The 18003-nt window shown below is 54.4% G+C and carries 14 protein-coding genes; 7 read left to right on the plus strand and 7 right to left on the minus strand.

What is annotated here, in order from left to right; translation table 11 throughout:
* Window positions 1-90: 90 nt before the first annotated feature.
* The 5 genes from gltB (at window position 91) to R6H26_RS22140 (ending at window position 7128) form a co-directional block, all read left to right on the plus strand.
* Window positions 91-4680: a glutamate synthase large subunit gene (gene gltB, locus R6H26_RS22120; protein WP_404785605.1), complete on the plus strand. Its 4590-nt coding sequence runs from the start codon at window positions 91-93 to the stop codon at window positions 4678-4680.
* 81 nt (window positions 4681-4761) lie between these two features.
* Complete coding sequence (locus R6H26_RS22125) at window positions 4762-5103, plus strand: DUF6883 domain-containing protein (RefSeq protein ID WP_404785606.1); 342 nt, start codon at window positions 4762-4764, stop codon at window positions 5101-5103.
* Window positions 5096-5341 (plus strand): DUF4926 domain-containing protein, encoded by a 246-nt coding sequence (locus tag R6H26_RS22130; RefSeq protein ID WP_404785608.1) that lies wholly within the window; start codon window positions 5096-5098, stop codon window positions 5339-5341. Before R6H26_RS22125 ends, R6H26_RS22130 begins: the two co-directional genes overlap by 8 nt.
* 37 nt (window positions 5342-5378) lie before the next feature.
* The gene (gltD, locus tag R6H26_RS22135) at window positions 5379-6863 is read left to right on the plus strand and encodes a glutamate synthase small subunit (protein ID WP_404785610.1); all 1485 of its coding nucleotides are present in this window, start codon (window positions 5379-5381) and stop codon (window positions 6861-6863) included.
* A 52-nt stretch (window positions 6864-6915) separates the two neighbouring features.
* Window positions 6916-7128: a hypothetical protein gene (locus R6H26_RS22140; RefSeq protein ID WP_404785612.1), complete on the plus strand. Its 213-nt coding sequence runs from the start codon at window positions 6916-6918 to the stop codon at window positions 7126-7128.
* A 115-nt stretch (window positions 7129-7243) separates the two neighbouring features.
* Here the strand turns inward: R6H26_RS22140 and R6H26_RS22145 are convergent, their stop codons facing one another.
* The 6 genes from R6H26_RS22145 to pstS form a co-directional block, all read right to left on the minus strand.
* Window positions 7244-8617 (minus strand): cobyrinate a,c-diamide synthase, encoded by a 1374-nt coding sequence (locus R6H26_RS22145; protein ID WP_404785613.1) that lies wholly within the window; start codon window positions 8615-8617, stop codon window positions 7244-7246.
* A gap of 180 nt (window positions 8618-8797) precedes the next feature.
* Window positions 8798-10123 (minus strand): hypothetical protein, encoded by a 1326-nt coding sequence (locus R6H26_RS22150; RefSeq protein ID WP_404785615.1) that lies wholly within the window; start codon window positions 10121-10123, stop codon window positions 8798-8800.
* Window positions 10124-10220: 97 nt separating this feature from the next.
* Window positions 10221-11021 carry a phosphate ABC transporter ATP-binding protein PstB gene (gene pstB, locus R6H26_RS22155; RefSeq protein ID WP_404791408.1) on the minus strand — a complete coding sequence of 267 codons (801 nt, stop codon included), beginning with the start codon at window positions 11019-11021 and terminating at the stop codon, window positions 10221-10223.
* Window positions 11022-11055: 34 nt separating this feature from the next.
* Complete coding sequence (pstA, locus tag R6H26_RS22160; RefSeq protein ID WP_404785616.1) at window positions 11056-11913, minus strand: phosphate ABC transporter permease PstA; 858 nt, start codon at window positions 11911-11913, stop codon at window positions 11056-11058.
* 54 nt (window positions 11914-11967) lie between these two features.
* On the minus strand, window positions 11968-12918 hold the full coding sequence (pstC, locus tag R6H26_RS22165) for a phosphate ABC transporter permease subunit PstC (RefSeq protein ID WP_404785618.1): 951 nt from the start codon (window positions 12916-12918) through the stop codon (window positions 11968-11970).
* 150 nt (window positions 12919-13068) lie between these two features.
* Complete coding sequence (gene pstS / locus R6H26_RS22170) at window positions 13069-14160, minus strand: phosphate ABC transporter substrate-binding protein PstS (protein WP_404785620.1); 1092 nt, start codon at window positions 14158-14160, stop codon at window positions 13069-13071.
* 297 nt (window positions 14161-14457) lie between these two features.
* Between pstS and pstB (R6H26_RS22175) the strand changes: the two genes are divergently transcribed.
* Window positions 14458-15246, plus strand: a complete 789-nt coding sequence (pstB, locus tag R6H26_RS22175; RefSeq protein WP_404791410.1) for a phosphate ABC transporter ATP-binding protein PstB — start codon at window positions 14458-14460, stop codon at window positions 15244-15246.
* 18 nt (window positions 15247-15264) lie between these two features.
* On the opposite strand, the gene R6H26_RS22180 is transcribed toward pstB (R6H26_RS22175), so the two are convergent.
* Entirely contained in the window at window positions 15265-16521 is a 1257-nt protein-coding gene (locus R6H26_RS22180) for a SpoIID/LytB domain-containing protein (protein ID WP_404785622.1), read from the minus strand.
* Window positions 16522-16948: 427 nt separating this feature from the next.
* Here R6H26_RS22180 and R6H26_RS22185 point away from each other — a divergent pair, with 427 nt between their 5' ends.
* Window positions 16949-17881 carry a ribonuclease Z gene (locus tag R6H26_RS22185; protein WP_404791412.1) on the plus strand — a complete coding sequence of 311 codons (933 nt, stop codon included), beginning with the start codon at window positions 16949-16951 and terminating at the stop codon, window positions 17879-17881.
* Window positions 17882-18003 lie beyond the last annotated feature (122 nt).

The following is an 18003-nucleotide window of genomic DNA, read 5'->3' on the forward strand; positions in this document are numbered from 1 at the left end:
GGATCCTCACGCACTGGAAATTTTGTCTTTAGTCGCTCGACTGCGACTGCTGCCCACCTACACCTTCGCTACTTTTAGGTCATCAACACAATGAATAGAACCGAACTGCCTCCACAACAGGGCCTATACGATCCGCAGTTCGAGCACGATGCGTGCGGTGTCGGCTTTATTGTCCACATGAAAGGGCAAAAGTCCCACGACATTATCGAGCAGGCGCTCACTATATTGGAGAATCTCGAGCATCGAGGCGCGTGCGGTTGCGAGACCAATACGGGCGATGGCGCGGGTATTCTCATGCAGGTGCCGCACAAGTTTTTACAGAAGGTGGCAGCAGCCGAAGGGATCGTCTTGCCCGCAGCAGGGCAGTATGGGGTCGGCACGATCTACGGCTCTCCCGATCCAGCAGCGCGGGCGACGGGACGCAAAATTTTCGAGCAGATTGCGGCGGCAGAGGGGCAGCAGGTGCTGGGCTGGCGCGATGTGCCCACGGACAATTCTTCGATCGGAAACACAGCTAAGTCCAGCGAACCCTTCATGCAACAGGTGTTCGTGGGGCGATCGCCCGATCTCGCCGATGACCTTGCCTTCGAGCGCAAGCTTTTCGTGATCCGCAAGCTAGCCCATACCCCCATCCGCGCGGCCCAGGCCGATCCGTACTGGTATATCGCCAGCCTTTCCTGCCGGACGATGGTGTACAAAGGAATGCTGATGACGGCTCAGGTGGGGCAGTATTACCCCGAACTGCACGACCCGGATATGGAGAGCGCCTTGGGACTGGTGCACTCGCGATTTAGCACCAATACCTTTCCCAGTTGGGAGCGATCGCACCCCTATCGCTACATCGCCCACAACGGCGAAATCAATACCCTGCGCGGCAATATCAACTGGACGATCGCGCGGCAGTCGCTGTTCGAGTCGGAACTGTTTGGGGAGGACATCAAGAAGATCCAACCTGTCATTAACGTAGACGGCAGCGACTCGACCATCTTCGATAACGCGCTGGAGTTACTGACCCTAGCGGGGCGATCGCTGCCCCATGCCGTGATGATGATGATTCCCGAACCGTGGACGGCCCACGAGTCCATGAGTGATGAAAAAAAGGCGTTCTACGAGTATCATTCCTGCCTGATGGAGCCGTGGGATGGTCCTGCCTCCATTGCCTTTACCGACGGTACCGTGATGGGAGCGGTGCTGGATCGCAACGGATTGCGGCCTTCCCGCTACTACGTCACCAAAGACGATTTAGTGATTATGGCTTCGGAAGCGGGCGTGCTGCCCATCGAACCAGAGCGAGTCGCTCGTAAAGGTCGTCTAGAGCCGGGGCGAATGTTTTTGGTGGATATGGCCGAGGGCCGCATTATTGCGGACGAAGAAATTAAACATAAAATCGCCACCGCGCATCCCTACCGCGAGTGGATCGATCGGCACATGGTGGAGCTGGCCAACGTGAAAGCTGCTTCAGAAGGCGAAGTCGTGGAGTCTCAACCTTTGGTTCAGCGTCAGATGGCCTTTGGCTATACCTTTGAAGAACTGCGGCTCTTGCTGACGCCTATGGCGCGGGATGGCGTGGAAGCTGTAGGCGCGATGGGCTCGGATACGCCTTTAGCGGTGCTGTCCGACCGTCCGAAGCTCCTGTACGACTATTTTCAGCAGCTTTTTGCCCAAGTCACCAACCCGCCCATCGACTCCATCCGCGAAGAAATCATTACCTCCGCCGAAACCACCATCGGCTCCGAGCGGAACCTGCTCAAACCAGAGCCGGAGAGCTGTCACCTGATCGAGCTAAAAAGCCCCATCCTCAGTAATGAAGACCTCGCAAAGCTCAAGCACATTGATGAGAGCGGGTTCAAATCCATTACCCTTCCCATTTTGTTCGACCCCAAGGACGGCCTTCAGGGGCTAGAACAGGCCATGGCTGAGGTCTTTGCCCGAGCCGATCGCGCCATCCAAGACGGGATTAGTATCGTTATTTTGAGCGATCGCGGCGTCAATCCCGATCGCGCTGCCATCCCCGCCCTCCTCGCAGTTGCAGGGCTGCACCATCACCTCATCCGCGCGGGCACGCGCACCCGCATCGGACTCGTTCTGGAATCTGGCGAACCCCGCGAAGTTCACCACCACGCCCTTTTGATTGGTTACGGCTGCGGGGCGATCAACCCTTATTTGGCCTTTGAGACCCTGGAAGACATGATTCGCCAAGGGTTGTTAGTGAATGTCGATCCTAAAACGGCCTGCAAAAACTACATCAAGGCCGCCACAAAAGGGGTGACAAAAGTTGCGTCCAAGATCGGGATTTCTACCATCCAGAGCTATCGCGGCGCGCAGATTTTTGAGGCGATCGGGTTGAACAGCGCGGTGGTGGATCGGTACTTTACCCGCACGGCATCCCGCATTGAGGGGGCCGATCTGGAAACGATCGTCCGAGAGGCGATCGCCCGTCATACCCATGCTTTTCCGGATCGTCCCTCCAAGGGGCACACCTTAGAAGTGGGCGGCGAATACCAGTGGCGCAAAGAGGGCGAAGCGCATTTATTCAGCCCCCAGACCATTCACGCGCTCCAGCAGGCGGTTCAGGAGGGCAGCTACGAGAAATACAAGCAGTATGCGGATCTGGTCAACGAGCAAAACCAGAAATACTTCACCCTGCGCGGCCTCCTAGAGTTCAAAGCTCGAACGCCGATCCCGATCGAGGAGGTGGAGTCCGTCGAGTCCATCATGAAGCGCTTCAAAACCGGAGCCATGAGCTACGGTTCGATCTCCAAGGAGGCCCATGAGGCGCTGGCGATCGCCATGAATCGCGTCGGCGGCAAATCCAATACGGGTGAAGGCGGCGAAGACCCCGATCGCTATACCTGGACGAACGAAACGGGCGACTCCAAAAATAGCGCCATCAAGCAGGTCGCATCGGGGCGGTTTGGGGTGACGAGCCTCTATCTTTCCCAGGCCAAGGAACTGCAAATCAAGATGGCCCAGGGTGCAAAACCCGGCGAAGGGGGGCAACTTCCTGGCAAGAAGGTCTACCCGTGGATTGCCAAAGTGCGCCACTCTACCCCTGGGGTCGGACTGATTTCTCCCCCGCCCCACCACGATATCTACTCGATTGAAGACCTCGCGGAACTCATCCACGATCTCAAGAATGCCAACCGCAACGCCCGCATTAGCGTCAAGCTGGTTTCCGAGGTCGGCGTGGGCACGATCGCCGCTGGCGTTTCCAAGGCGCATGCCGACGTGGTGCTGATCTCCGGCTTCGATGGCGGCACGGGAGCGTCGCCTCAGACCTCCATCAAGCACGCGGGCTTACCCTGGGAATTGGGCCTAGCCGAAACCCATCAAACCCTGGTGCTCAACAACCTCCGCAGTCGGATTGTGGTGGAGACGGACGGGCAAATGAAGACCGGACGGGACGTGGCGATCGCCGCGCTTCTCGGAGCTGAAGAATTCGGGTTCGCGACCGCACCCCTCGTGACTTTGGGCTGCATTATGATGCGGGTTTGCCACCTCAACACTTGTCCTGTCGGGGTTGCCACCCAAGACCCCCTGCTGCGTCGCAACTTCACAGGCGACCCGGCCCACACCGTCAACTTCATGCGCTTCATCGCCCAAGAAGTGCGGGAACTGATGGCCAGCCTCGGCTTCCGCACCCTCAACGAAATGGTGGGTCGCACCGATGTCTTAGAGCCGAAAAAAGCGATCGATCACTGGAAAGCCAAGGGGCTGGATATTTCCAATATCCTCTACCAACCCGACGTTGGTCCAGAAGTCGGGCGTTACTGCCAGATTCCCCAGGATCACGGTCTCGACAAGTCTCTCGACATCACCAAACTCCTGGATCTCTGCCGAGATGCGATCGAGCGCGGCACCCCCGTCAAGGCGACGCTGCCCATTCAAAACATCAACCGGGCCGTGGGCACCATTCTGGGCAACGAAATCACGAAGCGCCACTGGGAAGGACTGCCGGAAGATACGGTGTGGCTTCACTTCCAAGGCAGTGCGGGTCAGAGTTTTGGAGCCTTTGTGCCCAAGGGCGTCACCCTGGAACTGGAAGGCGATGCCAATGACTACCTCGGCAAGGGACTCAGCGGCGGCAAAATTATCCTGTATCCCTCCAAACGCGCCACCTTTGCGGCCTCGGAAAACATCATTGCGGGCAACGTTGCCCTCTACGGTGCCACCAGCGGCGAAGTCTACCTCTCCGGCATTGTCGGCGAGCGGTTTGCCGTCCGCAACTCCGGCGTCAATGCCGTGGTGGAGGGCGTTGGGGATCACGCTTGCGAATACATGACGGGCGGTAAGGTCGTCGTCTTGGGCCGCACCGGACGCAACTTCGCTGCTGGGATGAGCGGTGGCGTTGCCTACGTCCTCGACGAGACGGGCGATTTCGCCACGCGCTGCAACCTGCAAATGGTGGGGCTTGAAACCTTGGAAGATGCAGAGGAGATCGACGATCTCTACCAGCTCGTCCAGCACCATGCCGAATACACTGCCAGCCAAAAGGCGGCTCGAGTCCTAGACAGCTGGGCGGATCTCGTGCCCAAGTTTGTGAAGGTGATGCCGAAGGATTACAAGCGCGTGTTGCAAGCCATTGCCGAGGCGATCGCATCGGGACTCAGCGGCGACGATGCCCTCACTGCCGCCTTTGAAGAAAACGCCCGCGACGTAGCCCGCATTGGCGGAAGCTAGACTCTAAAGAGCGCATTAGACGCAGACACTTGCTACACCTGTTGCAGAAGGTTCCATTTATGGTTTGAGCAAAGACTTAAAGTGCGGATTCCCGATCGTGCCAGTATTCCTGATGAAAAACTTACGCGCTATCTATTGATTTACAGAGCGAGGAATGATAAATCGAAATTTCTTGCTCAGGCTGGATTCACAGCGCAAAATGTAGAGTCGCTGCGAACAGCTATCCGAGCGCTGAGTCAGTCTTCTGAGGCTGTTGAAGATCGCACAAATGAGTACGGTACTTTTTACGAGGTTACAGGAGAACTGATGGGAAATAATGGAAAAACTTTGTTTGTGACTACCCTTTGGTTGCGAAGACAAAGCGACGGTGAATTTCAGTTTATAACCCTTATTCCTGCTAAGGAGCCTCGCTCAGATGCTTGAGCTGTATCAAGATATTGCCTTAACTCGCGATCTTCCCGAACATCATCTTAAAATTGGCGATGTTGCAACCTTAATTGACTACGTGCATCACCCTACCGATGGCGAAGAAGGCTGCGTGCTGGAGGTCTTTAATGCAACAGGGGACTCCATTGCGGTCGTTGCTGTCCCAGTCTCTGCTGTTGAAGCGCTTCGAGCAGATGAAATCTTGACCGTGCGTTCTCTCGAACCCGTCAGTTAATCAACTTTGAAAATCTATATCTATCTAAGACGCAACTATGGGAAAACCAACGGGATTTATTGAATACCTCCGTGAAGTCGCTGCTGAGGTTTCGCCGCGCGATCGCATCCACAACTGGGACGAATTTCACTTGCCCATGGATGAGGACAAACTCCGCACCCAGGGCGCTCGCTGCATGGACTGCGGCACGCCCTTCTGCCACACTGGAACCATCCTCAACGGCATGGCCAGCGGCTGCCCGATTAACAACTTGATCCCCGAGTGGAACGACCTCGTCTATCGAGGATTGTGGGAAGAGGCTCTCGATCGCCTCCACAAAACCAACAACTTTCCCGAATTTACGGGCCGCGTCTGTCCCGCTCCCTGCGAAGGTTCCTGCGTCCTGGGGATTAACAACCCGCCCGTGACCATCAAAAATATCGAGCACGCCATTATTGATAAAGGTTGGGAAGAAGGCTGGATCGTCCCAGAACCACCCGCTCGCCGCACTGGAAAGAAAGTTGCCGTAATCGGCTCCGGTCCGGCGGGGTTGTGTGCGGCGGCGCAGCTCAATAAAGCAGGTCACTGGGTCACGGTATTCGAACGAGCCGATCGCCCTGGCGGGTTGCTCATGTACGGCATCCCCAACATGAAGCTCGAAAAAGAAGAAGTGGTGCTGCGCCGCCTCAAGGTGTTGGAGCAAGAAGGCGTGACCTTTACCTGCAATACCGAAGTCGGCAAAGACCTGCCCGTCGAAACCCTCCTCAAGGAGTACGATTCCGTCGTGCTCTGCACCGGAGCCACCCGTCCCCGCGACTTGCCCATCGAAGGGCGAGATCTGAAGGGGATTCATTTTGCGATGGACTTTCTGACCGCCAATACGCAGTCCCTTCTGGATCGAAAGGTGGGAAGTAACTTTATCTCGGCCAAGGACAAGGACGTAGTCATTATTGGCGGCGGCGATACGGGAACGGACTGTGTCGGCACTTCCATCCGTCATGGCTGCCGCAGTTTGGTACAGCTTGAAATTTTGCCCAAGCCTCCCTCAGAACGCGCCGCAAATAACCCTTGGCCTGAATGGCCCAAGGTCTATCGCATGGACTACGGCCAAGAAGAAGCCGCTGCTGTCTTTGGCGATGACCCTCGGGGCTACCTTACAACCTCCACTCGGTTTGAGGGGGATGAAAACGGCAATGTGAAAGCCATTCATACCGTCCAAATCGAGTGGACGAAGAACGAACAGGGCCAGTTTGTTCCCCAGCAAGTCCCTGGCACAGAAAAAGTTCTTCCGGCCCAACTGGTGCTATTAGCCATGGGCTTTCTAGGGCCAGAACAGCCGCTGCTGGATGCCCTTGGCGTCGAACGCGATCCGCGCAGCAATGTCAAGGCAAACACGAGCGACTATACAACGAGTATTCCTGGGGTGTTTGCGGCTGGGGATTGCCGTCGGGGTCAGAGCCTTGTGGTATGGGCGTTTAACGAAGGACGTGGCGCGGCCCGCGCTTGCGATCTATACTTGATGGGAAGCACCGATCTGCCTTAGTGGCTACTGTCGATATCTTGTTTGAGACCGTTACTCGAAAAAGGAAAGAAGTATGCTTTTGGTTTCTCCTAAAACTGTCTACCACAATCTCGGGCGATTGGAGCAGGTCGATTCCACCACGGGTGCCTATTACCGCCAAATGGCGCAAGATGCTCTAGCAGATACGGATCTGAGCTTGACCTGGCGACAGGCGATCGCCAATCGACTCAACCAAGCCAACCATCGCCTTGAGATGCGGACGGCTACGGCTAACGACAGCTACTAAAACCCATCGGTTCAATTTTGGACTTGACTTAAAAGCCCCCGATTTCTTGTGCGGGGGCTTTTGTGTTTTTATAAACTTAGGGAAAACTGCGATCGCCTGGAATGGTTTGGGCTGCTCATCGGGTGGGAAGAGGCAGATGTCTCTTATTGGCAATGCAACTCTCTAAAAAACGCTGTGCCAAGTACGGCTGCGCCCCAAAGTGAAGGTGGGTGTAGGCCGCATGAACCCGATACTTCTGCCAGCCTTCGGGCGCGAATTGTTGCCCAGACTCGTACCCTTGAAGCGCAATTAACGGACGATCCGGCTCTCGATCTAACGTCGAGCGATGAAATTCGTGCCCCCAAAACCGATCGCCCTTCCTCGCCAAGCAACTATCCTGGAGCATTGTAGCCTGACGATAGCCCAGCGCGAGCTGCTTTCCCATCACCGCTGCTGTCGGAAAAATACCCGTCATTTCGTACGCATTTTGCTCGAAATCAACAATGCGATCGCACAGGTACATCAACCCCCCGCACTCGGCATAGGTGGGCATCCCAGATTGAATGGCTGCTCGAACTGCTTGTCTGGCCGATTTGTTATCGGCTAGCTGCCCTGCAAATACCTCCGGGAAGCCGCCGCCAAAGTACAGTCCTTGGATGTGTTCGGGAAGCGCGCGATCGCTCAGGGGACTCCAAGGCACCAGTTCCGCACCGAGGGACTGGAAAAGGTCGAGATTGTCTGCATAGTAGAAACTGAAGGCTCGATCTTGGGCGATCGCCAGCCGTACCCTCTTTTCTTCCATCTTTGTTTGCGGTGGAGAGGGGGCTAGGGCATGAGAATCGAGCAACGGCAATAACTTCTCCCAGTCAAAGCAAGTTTGCCCCAGATCTGCCAACCGCTCGATGACCGCATCCAGATTCTTTTGTTCTACCGCTGGAATGAGTCCCAGATGGCGATCGGGTAACGCAATTTCCGCTTGTCGGCGGAGAACGCCCAAAATAGGAAGGTCGAGCGGCTCTAGCGCTTGGGAGAGCAGTTCCAGATGGCGATCGCTCCCCACTCGATTCAGCACCACACCCACCACTCGCACGCGCGGATCGAACGTGCGGTACCCGTGGGCGATCGCCGCGACAGAACGGGATGTGCTACTGCAATTGAGGATCAGGATCGCGGGGACATCGAGCAGCCTAGCAACGTGGGCGGTGCTCGCAGTATCGTCTCTGCCGGATGCGCCATCAAACAACCCCATGACGCCCTCGATCAGGACGCATTCCGCATTTTGGCTATGACGAGCAAAACAGTCCCGAACGTAGGCTTCTGAAGTCAGCACGGGGTCGAGATTGCGGCAGGGACGACCGGTGATGTAGGCGTGGAACATCGGGTCGATGTAGTCTGGGCCGACTTTGAAAGATTGTACAGATTGGCCCCGCTGCCGAAGGGCCGCCAATAGCGCCAACGTCACGGTGGTTTTCCCCACACCGCTGCGCTCCCCTGCGATCACGATTGTCACTACTCGTCGTCCCCAATCCTAGAAAGCCTCGTGCCGTCCTGTTACTATAGCAAGCGCTCAGAGTCCCGAATCAACGCCATTAATCCTTCATGCGATCGAAAGCGCGCCGAACTCAGTTCGGCGCGCTTTCGATTGGGACTTGAAACAATGCCATAGGCTTAGACCCTCGGCACGGCAGAACTATAGATTAATGTCTGCCAAAATAGCATCTAGCTCAGACAGAGCGTCTTGCTTTTTGTCCGCAACAGGTGCAGCGGCAGCAACGGGCTGAAGCTGAGATACCTTCTGCTCGACGTGGGTTTCAACCATCTTCGGAATTTTCGACAGTTCAGCCGTCAGATGCTCCGTTAGATGAGCTGCCATATCCTCGATCGCGCCGTTGGTGCTGTTGAGTTGGTTTTGCAAACTCACCATCTGCTCGGCTTGCAGTTGAGAAACTTGAGGATCTGCGACGGGCAAACTGCTCAGCCGCTGCTCCAACGCCATCAGCTGGTCCCGGAGCGGGCTGATGACCGACTGCACTTCCTGCTGAACCCCTTCAGGATTCAGACCCGCAGCGGGCGCAGCAGATACATTTTGATGCACCGCTTCGACCTGCTGGTGTACGATCTGCATCCGCTCTTGGGTTTGTTCCACCGACTGTTGGAACCCGGCAATTTCCGCAGAGAGCTGGGCAACTACGCTGTCTAGTCTGTCATGGAGAGACTGCACTTGGCCGTGTACGGTCTGCAACGATTCGGAATCTCCTGTAGGCGCGCTACCTTGCGCGGCCAGCCGTTCTTCTAAAGAAACGACCTGCTGCTGCACGGGAGCGATCAACTGGGATAGCTCTGCTCGTAATGGTTCTGCATCGAAAGGTGCCGCTTCGCCGCCACTGGGCCGGGCGGAAAGCTGCGATTCGAGATGGACTAGATTTTGCTGAACGGGATGGAGCAAGCCTTGGAATTCCTGCCGCAGTCCGTCTAGATCGACGCTGGGAGCGGACGAACTAGATGACAAACTGCGGATCTGCTGGTTGATCGCTTCTAAAGACTGAGATAAATCGAGCTGGTGATTGCGCAACTGCACTAATTCTTCGGCAACTTGGCCGGAACCGGCACCCGTGGGGTCGATCTGCTGGAGCTGGTGCGTCTCTAGAGCCGCAACTTTTTCTGCTAGAGAGGCGACCGCCTCTTCAACTTGGCCCGAACTGGTCAGGCCAACTTCTCCAGCACCTAAAGGGCGAAGACTTTGGATCTCACTTGACAGTCGGCGCTGAACTTCAGCCACTTCAACGTGGGTTTGGTATCGGCTAATTTGGCCCATCCGCAACCGATTGAAGTAATTTAAGGCAATGGCAATGGTAAGCGGTGCGGCTGCGACGACAGCAGAATTTTTTAACACACCAAGGGCGATAGTGCCAGCGCCTGCTATTACTCCTGTCGCCACCTCAAGTTTTTCAAATAAGACGTGCTTGTTCAGCATATCTTCCAGAATTTCTTCTGGATTGCGTTTGCGTTCTGTCATACGTACCCCTATCCGGTCGATGTCCTATTATAATTCCCCGGTTGCAACTCAAGGTAACATCGACGTCCAATGTCGCGCGCGGACAGGCAGGTTGAGCCTAGCCGAAACGCCCCGCAATGTAGTCCCTGGTATAGGTTTCGCGAGGGTTTGTAAAGATATTGACCGTGTCGTCGTACTCGACGAGATAGCCCACCTTGCCTTTATCGGTCGGTTCTACATTGAAGAAGGCTGTTTTGTCGGAGACGCGGGAGGCCTGCTGCATGTTGTGAGTCACGATCACGATGCTGTAACGCTGCTTCAGATCGTTCATTAATTCTTCGATTTTCAAGGTCGAAATCGGGTCGAGGGCAGCGCAAGGCTCGTCCATGAGTATGACGTCCGGTTGCACTGCAATGGCGCGGGCAATGCACAGCCGCTGTTGTTGCCCGCCGGAAAGCGCGGTACCGCTTTGCTTGAGCTTATCTTTCACTTCGTCCCACAGGACAGCCTGCCGTAAAGATTGCTCGACGAGTTCGTCTAGGTTGCCTTTAAATCCGTTGATACGAGGACCGTAGGCCACATTGTCGTAGATGGATTTTGGAAAGGGATTGGGTTTCTGAAACACCATGCCAATGCGGCGGCGGACCAAAACCGGATCGACGTGACGGCTGTAAAGGTCTTGGTTGTCGTGATAGACCTGTCCTTTGATATGAAAGCTCTCAATCAGGTCGTTGAGACGATTGAAGCACCGCAGCAGGGTGCTTTTACCGCAGCCCGACGGACCGATAAAGGAGGTGATCTGATTTCGAGCGATTTTAATGGAAACATTCTTGACGGCTAAAAACGAACCGTAATAGATATTGAGATCGATCGCTTCTAAGACGGAATCTTCAGTCTGGTTGGGCGCTCTAGCATCCACGTGAGGAGAGTAACGAGTCATGACTTCCTGGGATTTAGTAGGTTTTGCGGCGAAGGGCAAGGCGGGAAACAATGCTGGTGGTTAAAACTAAAAGCACCAAAATCAAAGAAGCTGCCCAAGCGAGTTCCTGCTGATTCTTGAAGGGTACGGTGGCGAAATTGAAGACGAGTACGGCCAATGACGGCGTCGGCTGCGATAAACTGTTGGGCCAGAATTGCGTGAACAGCGCCGTGAAAATGAGAGGTGCTGTCTCTCCTGCGGCTCGGGCGATCGCCAAGGTCACTCCGGTAATAATTGTCGGCAGGGCAGCGGGCACCACAATCTGCATGACCGCTTGGTATTTTGCTGCGCCCACGCCTAGGGCAGCCCACCGAATCTCTTGAGGGACAATTTTAAGGGCCTCGTCCGTGGTGCGGATGATGGTCGGCAACATCAAGATGGAAAGGGCCACTGCCCCTGCAAAAGCAGAAAAGGTTCCCGTTGTAATGACCAAAGCAGCATAGGCAAAAACGCCCAAAATAATGGAAGGGACTCCGTTCAGAACGTTTGTGGCAAACCGAATCCAGCGCGCGGTTGTAGGGTTGCTGAATTCCGATAAAAAGATAGCTGCCCCAACCCCAATCGGCACGCTAATGACAGAGGCAAGGCCCACCATGATCAGGGTACCTACAATCGCATTCGCAATCCCGCCGCCCGGAACCATCGGTGGCGGCGGCAGTTTGGTCAGCAAATCCAGGTTGAGTCGGCTAACCCCTCTGACGATAACGTAGGAAAGCACTGCCAGTAGCGGGATGAGGGCCACAACAACTAAGGCTCCCGACAGAACCGTCATGGCGCTATTGAGAATCGAGCGGGCATCTGCGGATTTACGGGTCAGATACATAGCAGGCAACCAATGGGGACTTCTGGGGACTCTTTCGTGCGATCGATAACAGCGCGATCGCGCTTAAAATTTCTGAACCTTGAGAACGATCCACTGAGCGGCCACGTTCACCAGTAGCGTCAACACGAACAAAATAAGACCTGCGTACATCAAAGCAGAGATCTGCAGCCCACCTGCTTCGGCAAATTGATTGGCGAGAAGCGACGAGATCGTATTGCCAGGTGCGAATAAAGAAAAATTAATGGTGTTGGAGTTTCCAATCAGCATGGTAACCGCCATCGTTTCGCCCATTGCGCGGCCCAAGGCCAGCATGATCGCCCCGACAATGCCCGAAAATGCAGCGGGCAGCAACACTCGAAAAATCGTTTCCCAGCGGGTTCCGCCCAATCCAATCGAAGCCTGACGCAGCTCTGGCGGGAGCGAAGTGAGGGCATCCCGGGAAATGGCTGCAATGGTCGGCAAAATCATGATCGTGACGACGAGCGACGCAGGCAGCAAGCCGGGTCCTGCGGGACTGGTGCCAAAGAGCGCGAACCATCCGAGGTTGGCGTGCAGCCATTCTCCAAAGGGCCGAATCAGCGGGATGAGCACAAAAATGCCCCACAGCCCGTACACTACACTTGGAATGGCAGCCAGCAACTCGACCAAAAAGACGAGAACCGTTCGGAAAGACACGGGCAAAAAATCTTCGCTCAAAAAAATTGCGGATCCGACTCCGATGGGAATCGCCAATAACAGCGCGATAAAGGATGTCATCAGCGTGCCGTAGATCATGGGCAAGACGCCATAACTCCCTTTGACCGGATCCCAATCCTGCTGAAAAATAAATCCCAATCCAAAGGTTTGGATTGCGGGCAAGGCTTCTATTCCAACCTGAACCGCAATGAGCGCCAACACGCCTGCGATCGAGAAGGCACAGATGCGGGTGATCCAAATAAACGTTTTATCTAAGTTTTGTCCGAGGCTAGATTTTGCTTGAATGAGCGGGGCGGATTGCGAGAGTGATGAAGCCATAGTGCTCAAAAAAGAGGAGTGCGCAGAGGAGGGAGTTCGAATAGACGCTCGACAAAACCAGACGGAAGGAGGGTTGGGGGCTAGGAGAAGGATGTTCTCTTTCTTGGCGCTAGCCCCAACGCCTGCAGATTTAACGCTCTGCTGGTTTAGTTACTTGACAGCAATAGTATCGACGGCTGCTTTAACCTGCGTTACTACATTTTCTGGCAGCGCCACGTAACCTAGCTCGGGACTGACCTTTTGACCTTCGGTCAGCCCATAGTTCACGATCGCCTTTAGAGCTTTGACCTTGTTGGCGTCAGGATAGGTCTTATACGCCAAGATCCAACTGTAGGTCACAATTGGATAGGTGTCTTTTCCATCGGGGTCGGTAATGAAGACCCGCATGTTTTCAGGAAGCTTTGCTGCTGCCAAGGTCGCTTGAGCTGATGCATCGGTCGGCTCTACATAGGAACCCGCTTTATTTTCAAGAGCGGCGAAGGTCAGCCCATTTTGTTTGGCATAGCCGTACTCGATGTAGCCCATCGAACCCGCATTTTGTTGAACTTGAGCTGTGATCCCCTCATTTCCTTTGGCACCGGTTCCGGTAGGCCATTTCACGGTCTTTCCATCGCCCACTTTACTTTTCCACTCGCTGCTAATCGCGCTCAGGAATTTAGTAAACACGCCCGTGGTCCCGCTGCCATCGGAGCGATACACGATCCCAATAGGGGAACTGGGGAGCTTAGCGTCGGGGTTGGCCTTGGCGATCGCCGGGTCGTTCCAGTTCTTAACCTTACCCAAGAAGATATCGGCTACAGCCGCTCGCGAAAGCTTGAGGGGCGTTTTAAGGTCGGGTAGGTTATAAGCCAGCACGATTGACCCTGCGGTCATGGGCAGCATCAATACGCCTCTTTGCACTTGCTTGATTTCTTCATCCGTCATGGCAACATCGCTGGCTCCAAAGTCCACGGTGCCCGCAGTAAACTGTTTCACGCCAGCACCGCTGCCCACAGACTGGTAGCTTACGGTAACGGAAGGATTGGCTTGATTGAAGTCTGAAAACCATCGTTGATAAAGAGGTGCGGGGAAAGATGCACCGGCACCGCTCAGGGTTACTTTTTCTGTGACAACTGGTGAGGCAGCTCCACCGGGAGATGCAGTTGGAGCGTCGGATTGGCCTTGGCAAGATACTAACCCGAAGGTCAATGCCGCAGCAGAAGTGGCGATAGTCCAGCGAATTGCTCTAGAACGGAGAAACATCAGGTTTTTCTAACTTTCTACTTAAAAGATGGCATTGTAATACTACAGGCCGTTGGTAAAAGAGCATACAGAATTCACGTAAAGGATAGGTTAAGAGACCGCGTCTTTTCCTTTTGCTTCTAGATCTAGAACGAATTCTGGCTTAGGGGATACCCGTTGCTTCCCTCGTTAACCTAGCCTTTACGTAATGGGTATACTTTTGTAGTGGCTAAGAGCTATGGATCCATTGCAACGCGTTTTTAGTATGCACTCAGTCACTGTTAGCCATATATTATGAATTCTACTCAACCTTCTACCATGTCTGCGGCAACTCAATTCACGCTTCAGACTGAAAATCTTTCGGTCTACTATGGCGAAACCGTAGCGGTCAAGAATGTTTTTTTAGATATTCCCAAGAACAAGATTGTGGCGCTGATCGGCCCTTCTGGATGCGGGAAAAGCACGGTGTTGCGCTGCTTTAACCGCATGAACGACCTTGTGGCGAGCGCTCGGATTGAGGGCAATGTCTTGTTTCACGGCACAAATCTATACGACAAGCGGATAGATCCCGTCGTCGTTCGGCGGCAGATTGGGATGGTGTTTCAAAAGCCGAACCCGTTTCCGAAATCGATTTACGAAAATATTGCCTTTGGCGCGCGCATTAATGGATATAAAGGCAATCTCGACGAGTTGGTCGAGCGATCGCTCAAGCGAGCCGCCCTTTGGGATGAAGTAAAGGATAAGCTCAAGGCTAGCGGGCTATCGTTATCTGGGGGGCAGCAGCAGCGGCTTTGTATCGCAAGGGCGATCGCCATTAATCCAGAGGTGATTCTGATGGACGAGCCTTGCTCGGCCCTCGATCCGATCTCCACCCTACGGGTCGAGGAACTCATGAACGATCTCAAGGAGCAATACACCATTGTGATCGTGACTCACAACATGCAGCAGGCCTCCCGCGTCTCCGACAAAACGGCCTTTTTCAATGCCGAAGCGACGCCCAAAGGCGGGAAAGTCGGCTATCTGGTCGAGTACGACGATACCGTCAACATCTTTACCGATCCCAAACAGGAAATTACCCGAGATTACGTATCGGGTCGCTTTGGCTAAACCCAAACGCTAGGTCTCTCAGTAGAGGTTGCTGAGGGACACGCCTTGAAAGTAGTGCATCAAAATCTCTTGGTAAGGCTTGCCTTGGAGTGCGAGGCTGTAGGCTCCCCACTGGCTCAGCCCCAGGCCGTGACCCGAACCCTGTCCCACCACTTGAAACCCCACGGGTCTAGACACTTTATCGCCAGCCACCGCACCAAATTCAGGCTTCACGGTGAAGCGCGTACTTTTGAGTCCTAACGCGCGACGGACATCGCTCCCTTTCATCAGGAGAGATCCCCTGCTGCCTTGAATTTTAAGGGTCCTAATTCGTCCGGTGGGAGTGGTTTTCAAAGGCGTCACGGAAATAATATCCCCAATGCCCGGAATCCGCTGGCGCAGTTGCGCTGCGGTCAGCATCAAACTCCATTGAAATACGGGAGCCGACTGATCGAAGTCTGGAACGCCGCGCAGATACGGTACGCTTTTGACCCAGACATCTTCAGAATTTTCAGTATGCCCCCCAGATGCAGCGTGAAACACCGATTCTATAATCTTGCCTTGGTAGGTCAAAACCTGGCCCGCAGTGGTCTGGGTTGCAGTCTGAGTGGAGTTCGCTTCGCCGTCTAGCCCCGCGTAGACTTGGGACGTAGTCGTGCTCAGGACGTCGAATAGCTTGAACTTCGGGTGCTGTTGCTGGTAGATGGCGTAGGAGCGGGCGGCAACGGCTTGAGCCTTGAGCGCTTCCTGAGGCCAAGTCGGGTACATTTCTTTGCCAATGACGCTGGCAACGTAGTCTTCTAGATTGAGTTTGTTGACGACTATCAATCCACCCTCGCCGCTGACCAATCTCACCTGGCCGCGATACCAGCGCCCGCCAGAGGCCGTCCCGCGATCGCCCACGTAGGTCAATCCATTTTCCTTGGGCTTGAGCAGGATCTGCCATGCTTTTTTGCCGTTCAGGCTCACGCCACCCCGGACCGCAGTTGCATTGAACCCCTGCAAGGCCGGAAGCTGTCCGATGACGGTTCCCTTGCCATCTAAAAGGTCAGCCGTGCTGGAACTGCCCACAGTCACGGTTGAGGCTCCCTGACTGAGGCCAACGCGAATGTCCATCGCGCTGGCAGGGGCTGCGAGCAACAGCCAAAATAAAACCCAGGTGGGTTTGAGGCGATTCTCCTGGCCAGATGTTCTGCGATTCTCCTGCACAGACGTTTCGCGATTCTCCTGTGGAGACGCTTTGCGATCGCTCCGAGGACCTCGGCAAAACTCAGGTCGGCGAAACGGCCAAGTCATAGAACGATACTCCATTAGAATGAAAACGGCGGGCGGCGCGGCTAAATCAGATCGAAAATTGAGGCACTAAAACTGAGGTGCCGATTTGTCTTGGATCCGCAGTTTCTTTATCTCACCATTAAGTTGCTCCCCTCGCCGAGCGGATGGATGCCATCGACCCAAGCCGCGTCAGATTTGTTTCAGAGGGACGTCTGTTGCGAGGAGCGACAGCTCCTAACCCTAAAGTCAAGGTTTGACGAATGAGAGCATAACACCTTTCCACGATCCTGCAAGCATCCTGCAAGCGATCGATCCGGTCTTTAGCCCCAAAAATGGGATTCTTTGCTCGACCCACCGAGCTTCGAGCGCGTCGAATCCAAAAATAAGATGCTTCAATCGTATGATTGAAGGACAACAATTCCCTCAGGTTTTATTAGGATTAGGAATTTTGCAAATTACGTTCCTCGGTACTAGTTCCGGTGTTCCAACGCGATCGCGAAATGTTTCGAGCGTTGCCGTTCGGCTGGCACAACGCGCTGAGATTTGGCTGCTCGACTGCGGAGAAGGAACCCAGCATCAAGTGCTGCGCAGCGACCTAAAAATAAGCCAGATCCGCCGCATTTTTGTAACCCACATGCATGGCGATCATATCTTCGGATTGATGGGCTTATTGGCAAGCTGCGGGCTGGCTGGAAATGCAAGTCAAATTGACATCTACGGGCCAGCAGGGCTAGAGGGGTACTTACAAGCCTGTCGCCGCTATTCTCAAACGCATTTTTCCTATCCGATTCGCGTCCATACAATTCAGCCGGGATTGGTCTTTTCCGACGAAGAATATGACGTTTATTGCACCCATTTAGAACATCGCGTCACTGCCTTCGGCTATCGCATCCAAGAAAAGGATCGTCCGGGTCGATTTGATGTCGATAAGGCAACGGCTCTGGGTATTCCCTTTGGCCCTCTTTACGGCCAATTAAAACGCGGCGAAACCGTGACCTTAGCGGATGGCCGCAGCATTAACGGAGCGGAACTCTGCGGCGAAACCCAAATGGGTCGCGCGCTCGTCTACTGCACCGACACCGTCTACTGCGATGGCGCAGTTCATTTGTCTCAAGGGGCAGATGTATTGATCCACGAATCGACCTATGCCCATCAGGACGCTACAATGGCGCGCGAACGGTTGCATTCTACCTCCACAATGGCCGCCCAAGTGGCGCTCACAGCCTCGGTAAAGCATTTGTTTTTGACCCACTTTAGTCCCAGGTACGCACCGGGGAGCACCGTTCAGCTCGATGACTTGCTGAAGGAAGCTAGGGCTATTTTTCCTAAGACAGAACTTGCCCACGATTTTCTAACCTATGAAATTCCTCGACAGACTTAAAAACCGCAGGAATAAGCCAGTCGAGGGGGGAAATGACTATTGTTGCGATGAATTCTCAGTTTTGCTCGATCTTTAAGACCTTTCCTTGACCTTTAAAAGCTTTTCTAGCTTAGTAATGAGAT

The organism is Altericista sp. CCNU0014 (genome assembly GCF_044923475.1).
Classification (GTDB): domain Bacteria; phylum Cyanobacteriota; class Cyanobacteriia; order Thermosynechococcales; family Thermosynechococcaceae; genus JAAURS01.

Bases quoted from the DNA above. Each gene is read 5' to 3' on its own strand.
- gltB (WP_404785605.1), top strand. From the start codon at position 91: ATGAATAGAACCGAACTGCCTCCACAACAGGGCCTATACGATCCGCAG.
- R6H26_RS22130 (WP_404785608.1), top strand. From the start codon at position 5,096: ATGCTTGAGCTGTATCAAGATATTGCCTTAACTCGCGATCTTCCCGAA.
- gltD (WP_404785610.1), top strand. From the start codon at position 5,379: ATGGGAAAACCAACGGGATTTATTGAATACCTCCGTGAAGTCGCTGCT.
- R6H26_RS22140 (WP_404785612.1), top strand. From the start codon at position 6,916: ATGCTTTTGGTTTCTCCTAAAACTGTCTACCACAATCTCGGGCGATTG.
- R6H26_RS22150 (WP_404785615.1), bottom strand. From the start codon at position 10,123: ATGACAGAACGCAAACGCAATCCAGAAGAAATTCTGGAAGATATGCTG.
- pstC (WP_404785618.1), bottom strand. From the start codon at position 12,918: ATGGCTTCATCACTCTCGCAATCCGCCCCGCTCATTCAAGCAAAATCT.
- pstS (WP_404785620.1), bottom strand. From the start codon at position 14,160: ATGTTTCTCCGTTCTAGAGCAATTCGCTGGACTATCGCCACTTCTGCT.
- pstB (WP_404791410.1), top strand. From the start codon at position 14,458: ATGTCTGCGGCAACTCAATTCACGCTTCAGACTGAAAATCTTTCGGTC.
- R6H26_RS22180 (WP_404785622.1), bottom strand. From the start codon at position 16,521: ATGACTTGGCCGTTTCGCCGACCTGAGTTTTGCCGAGGTCCTCGGAGC.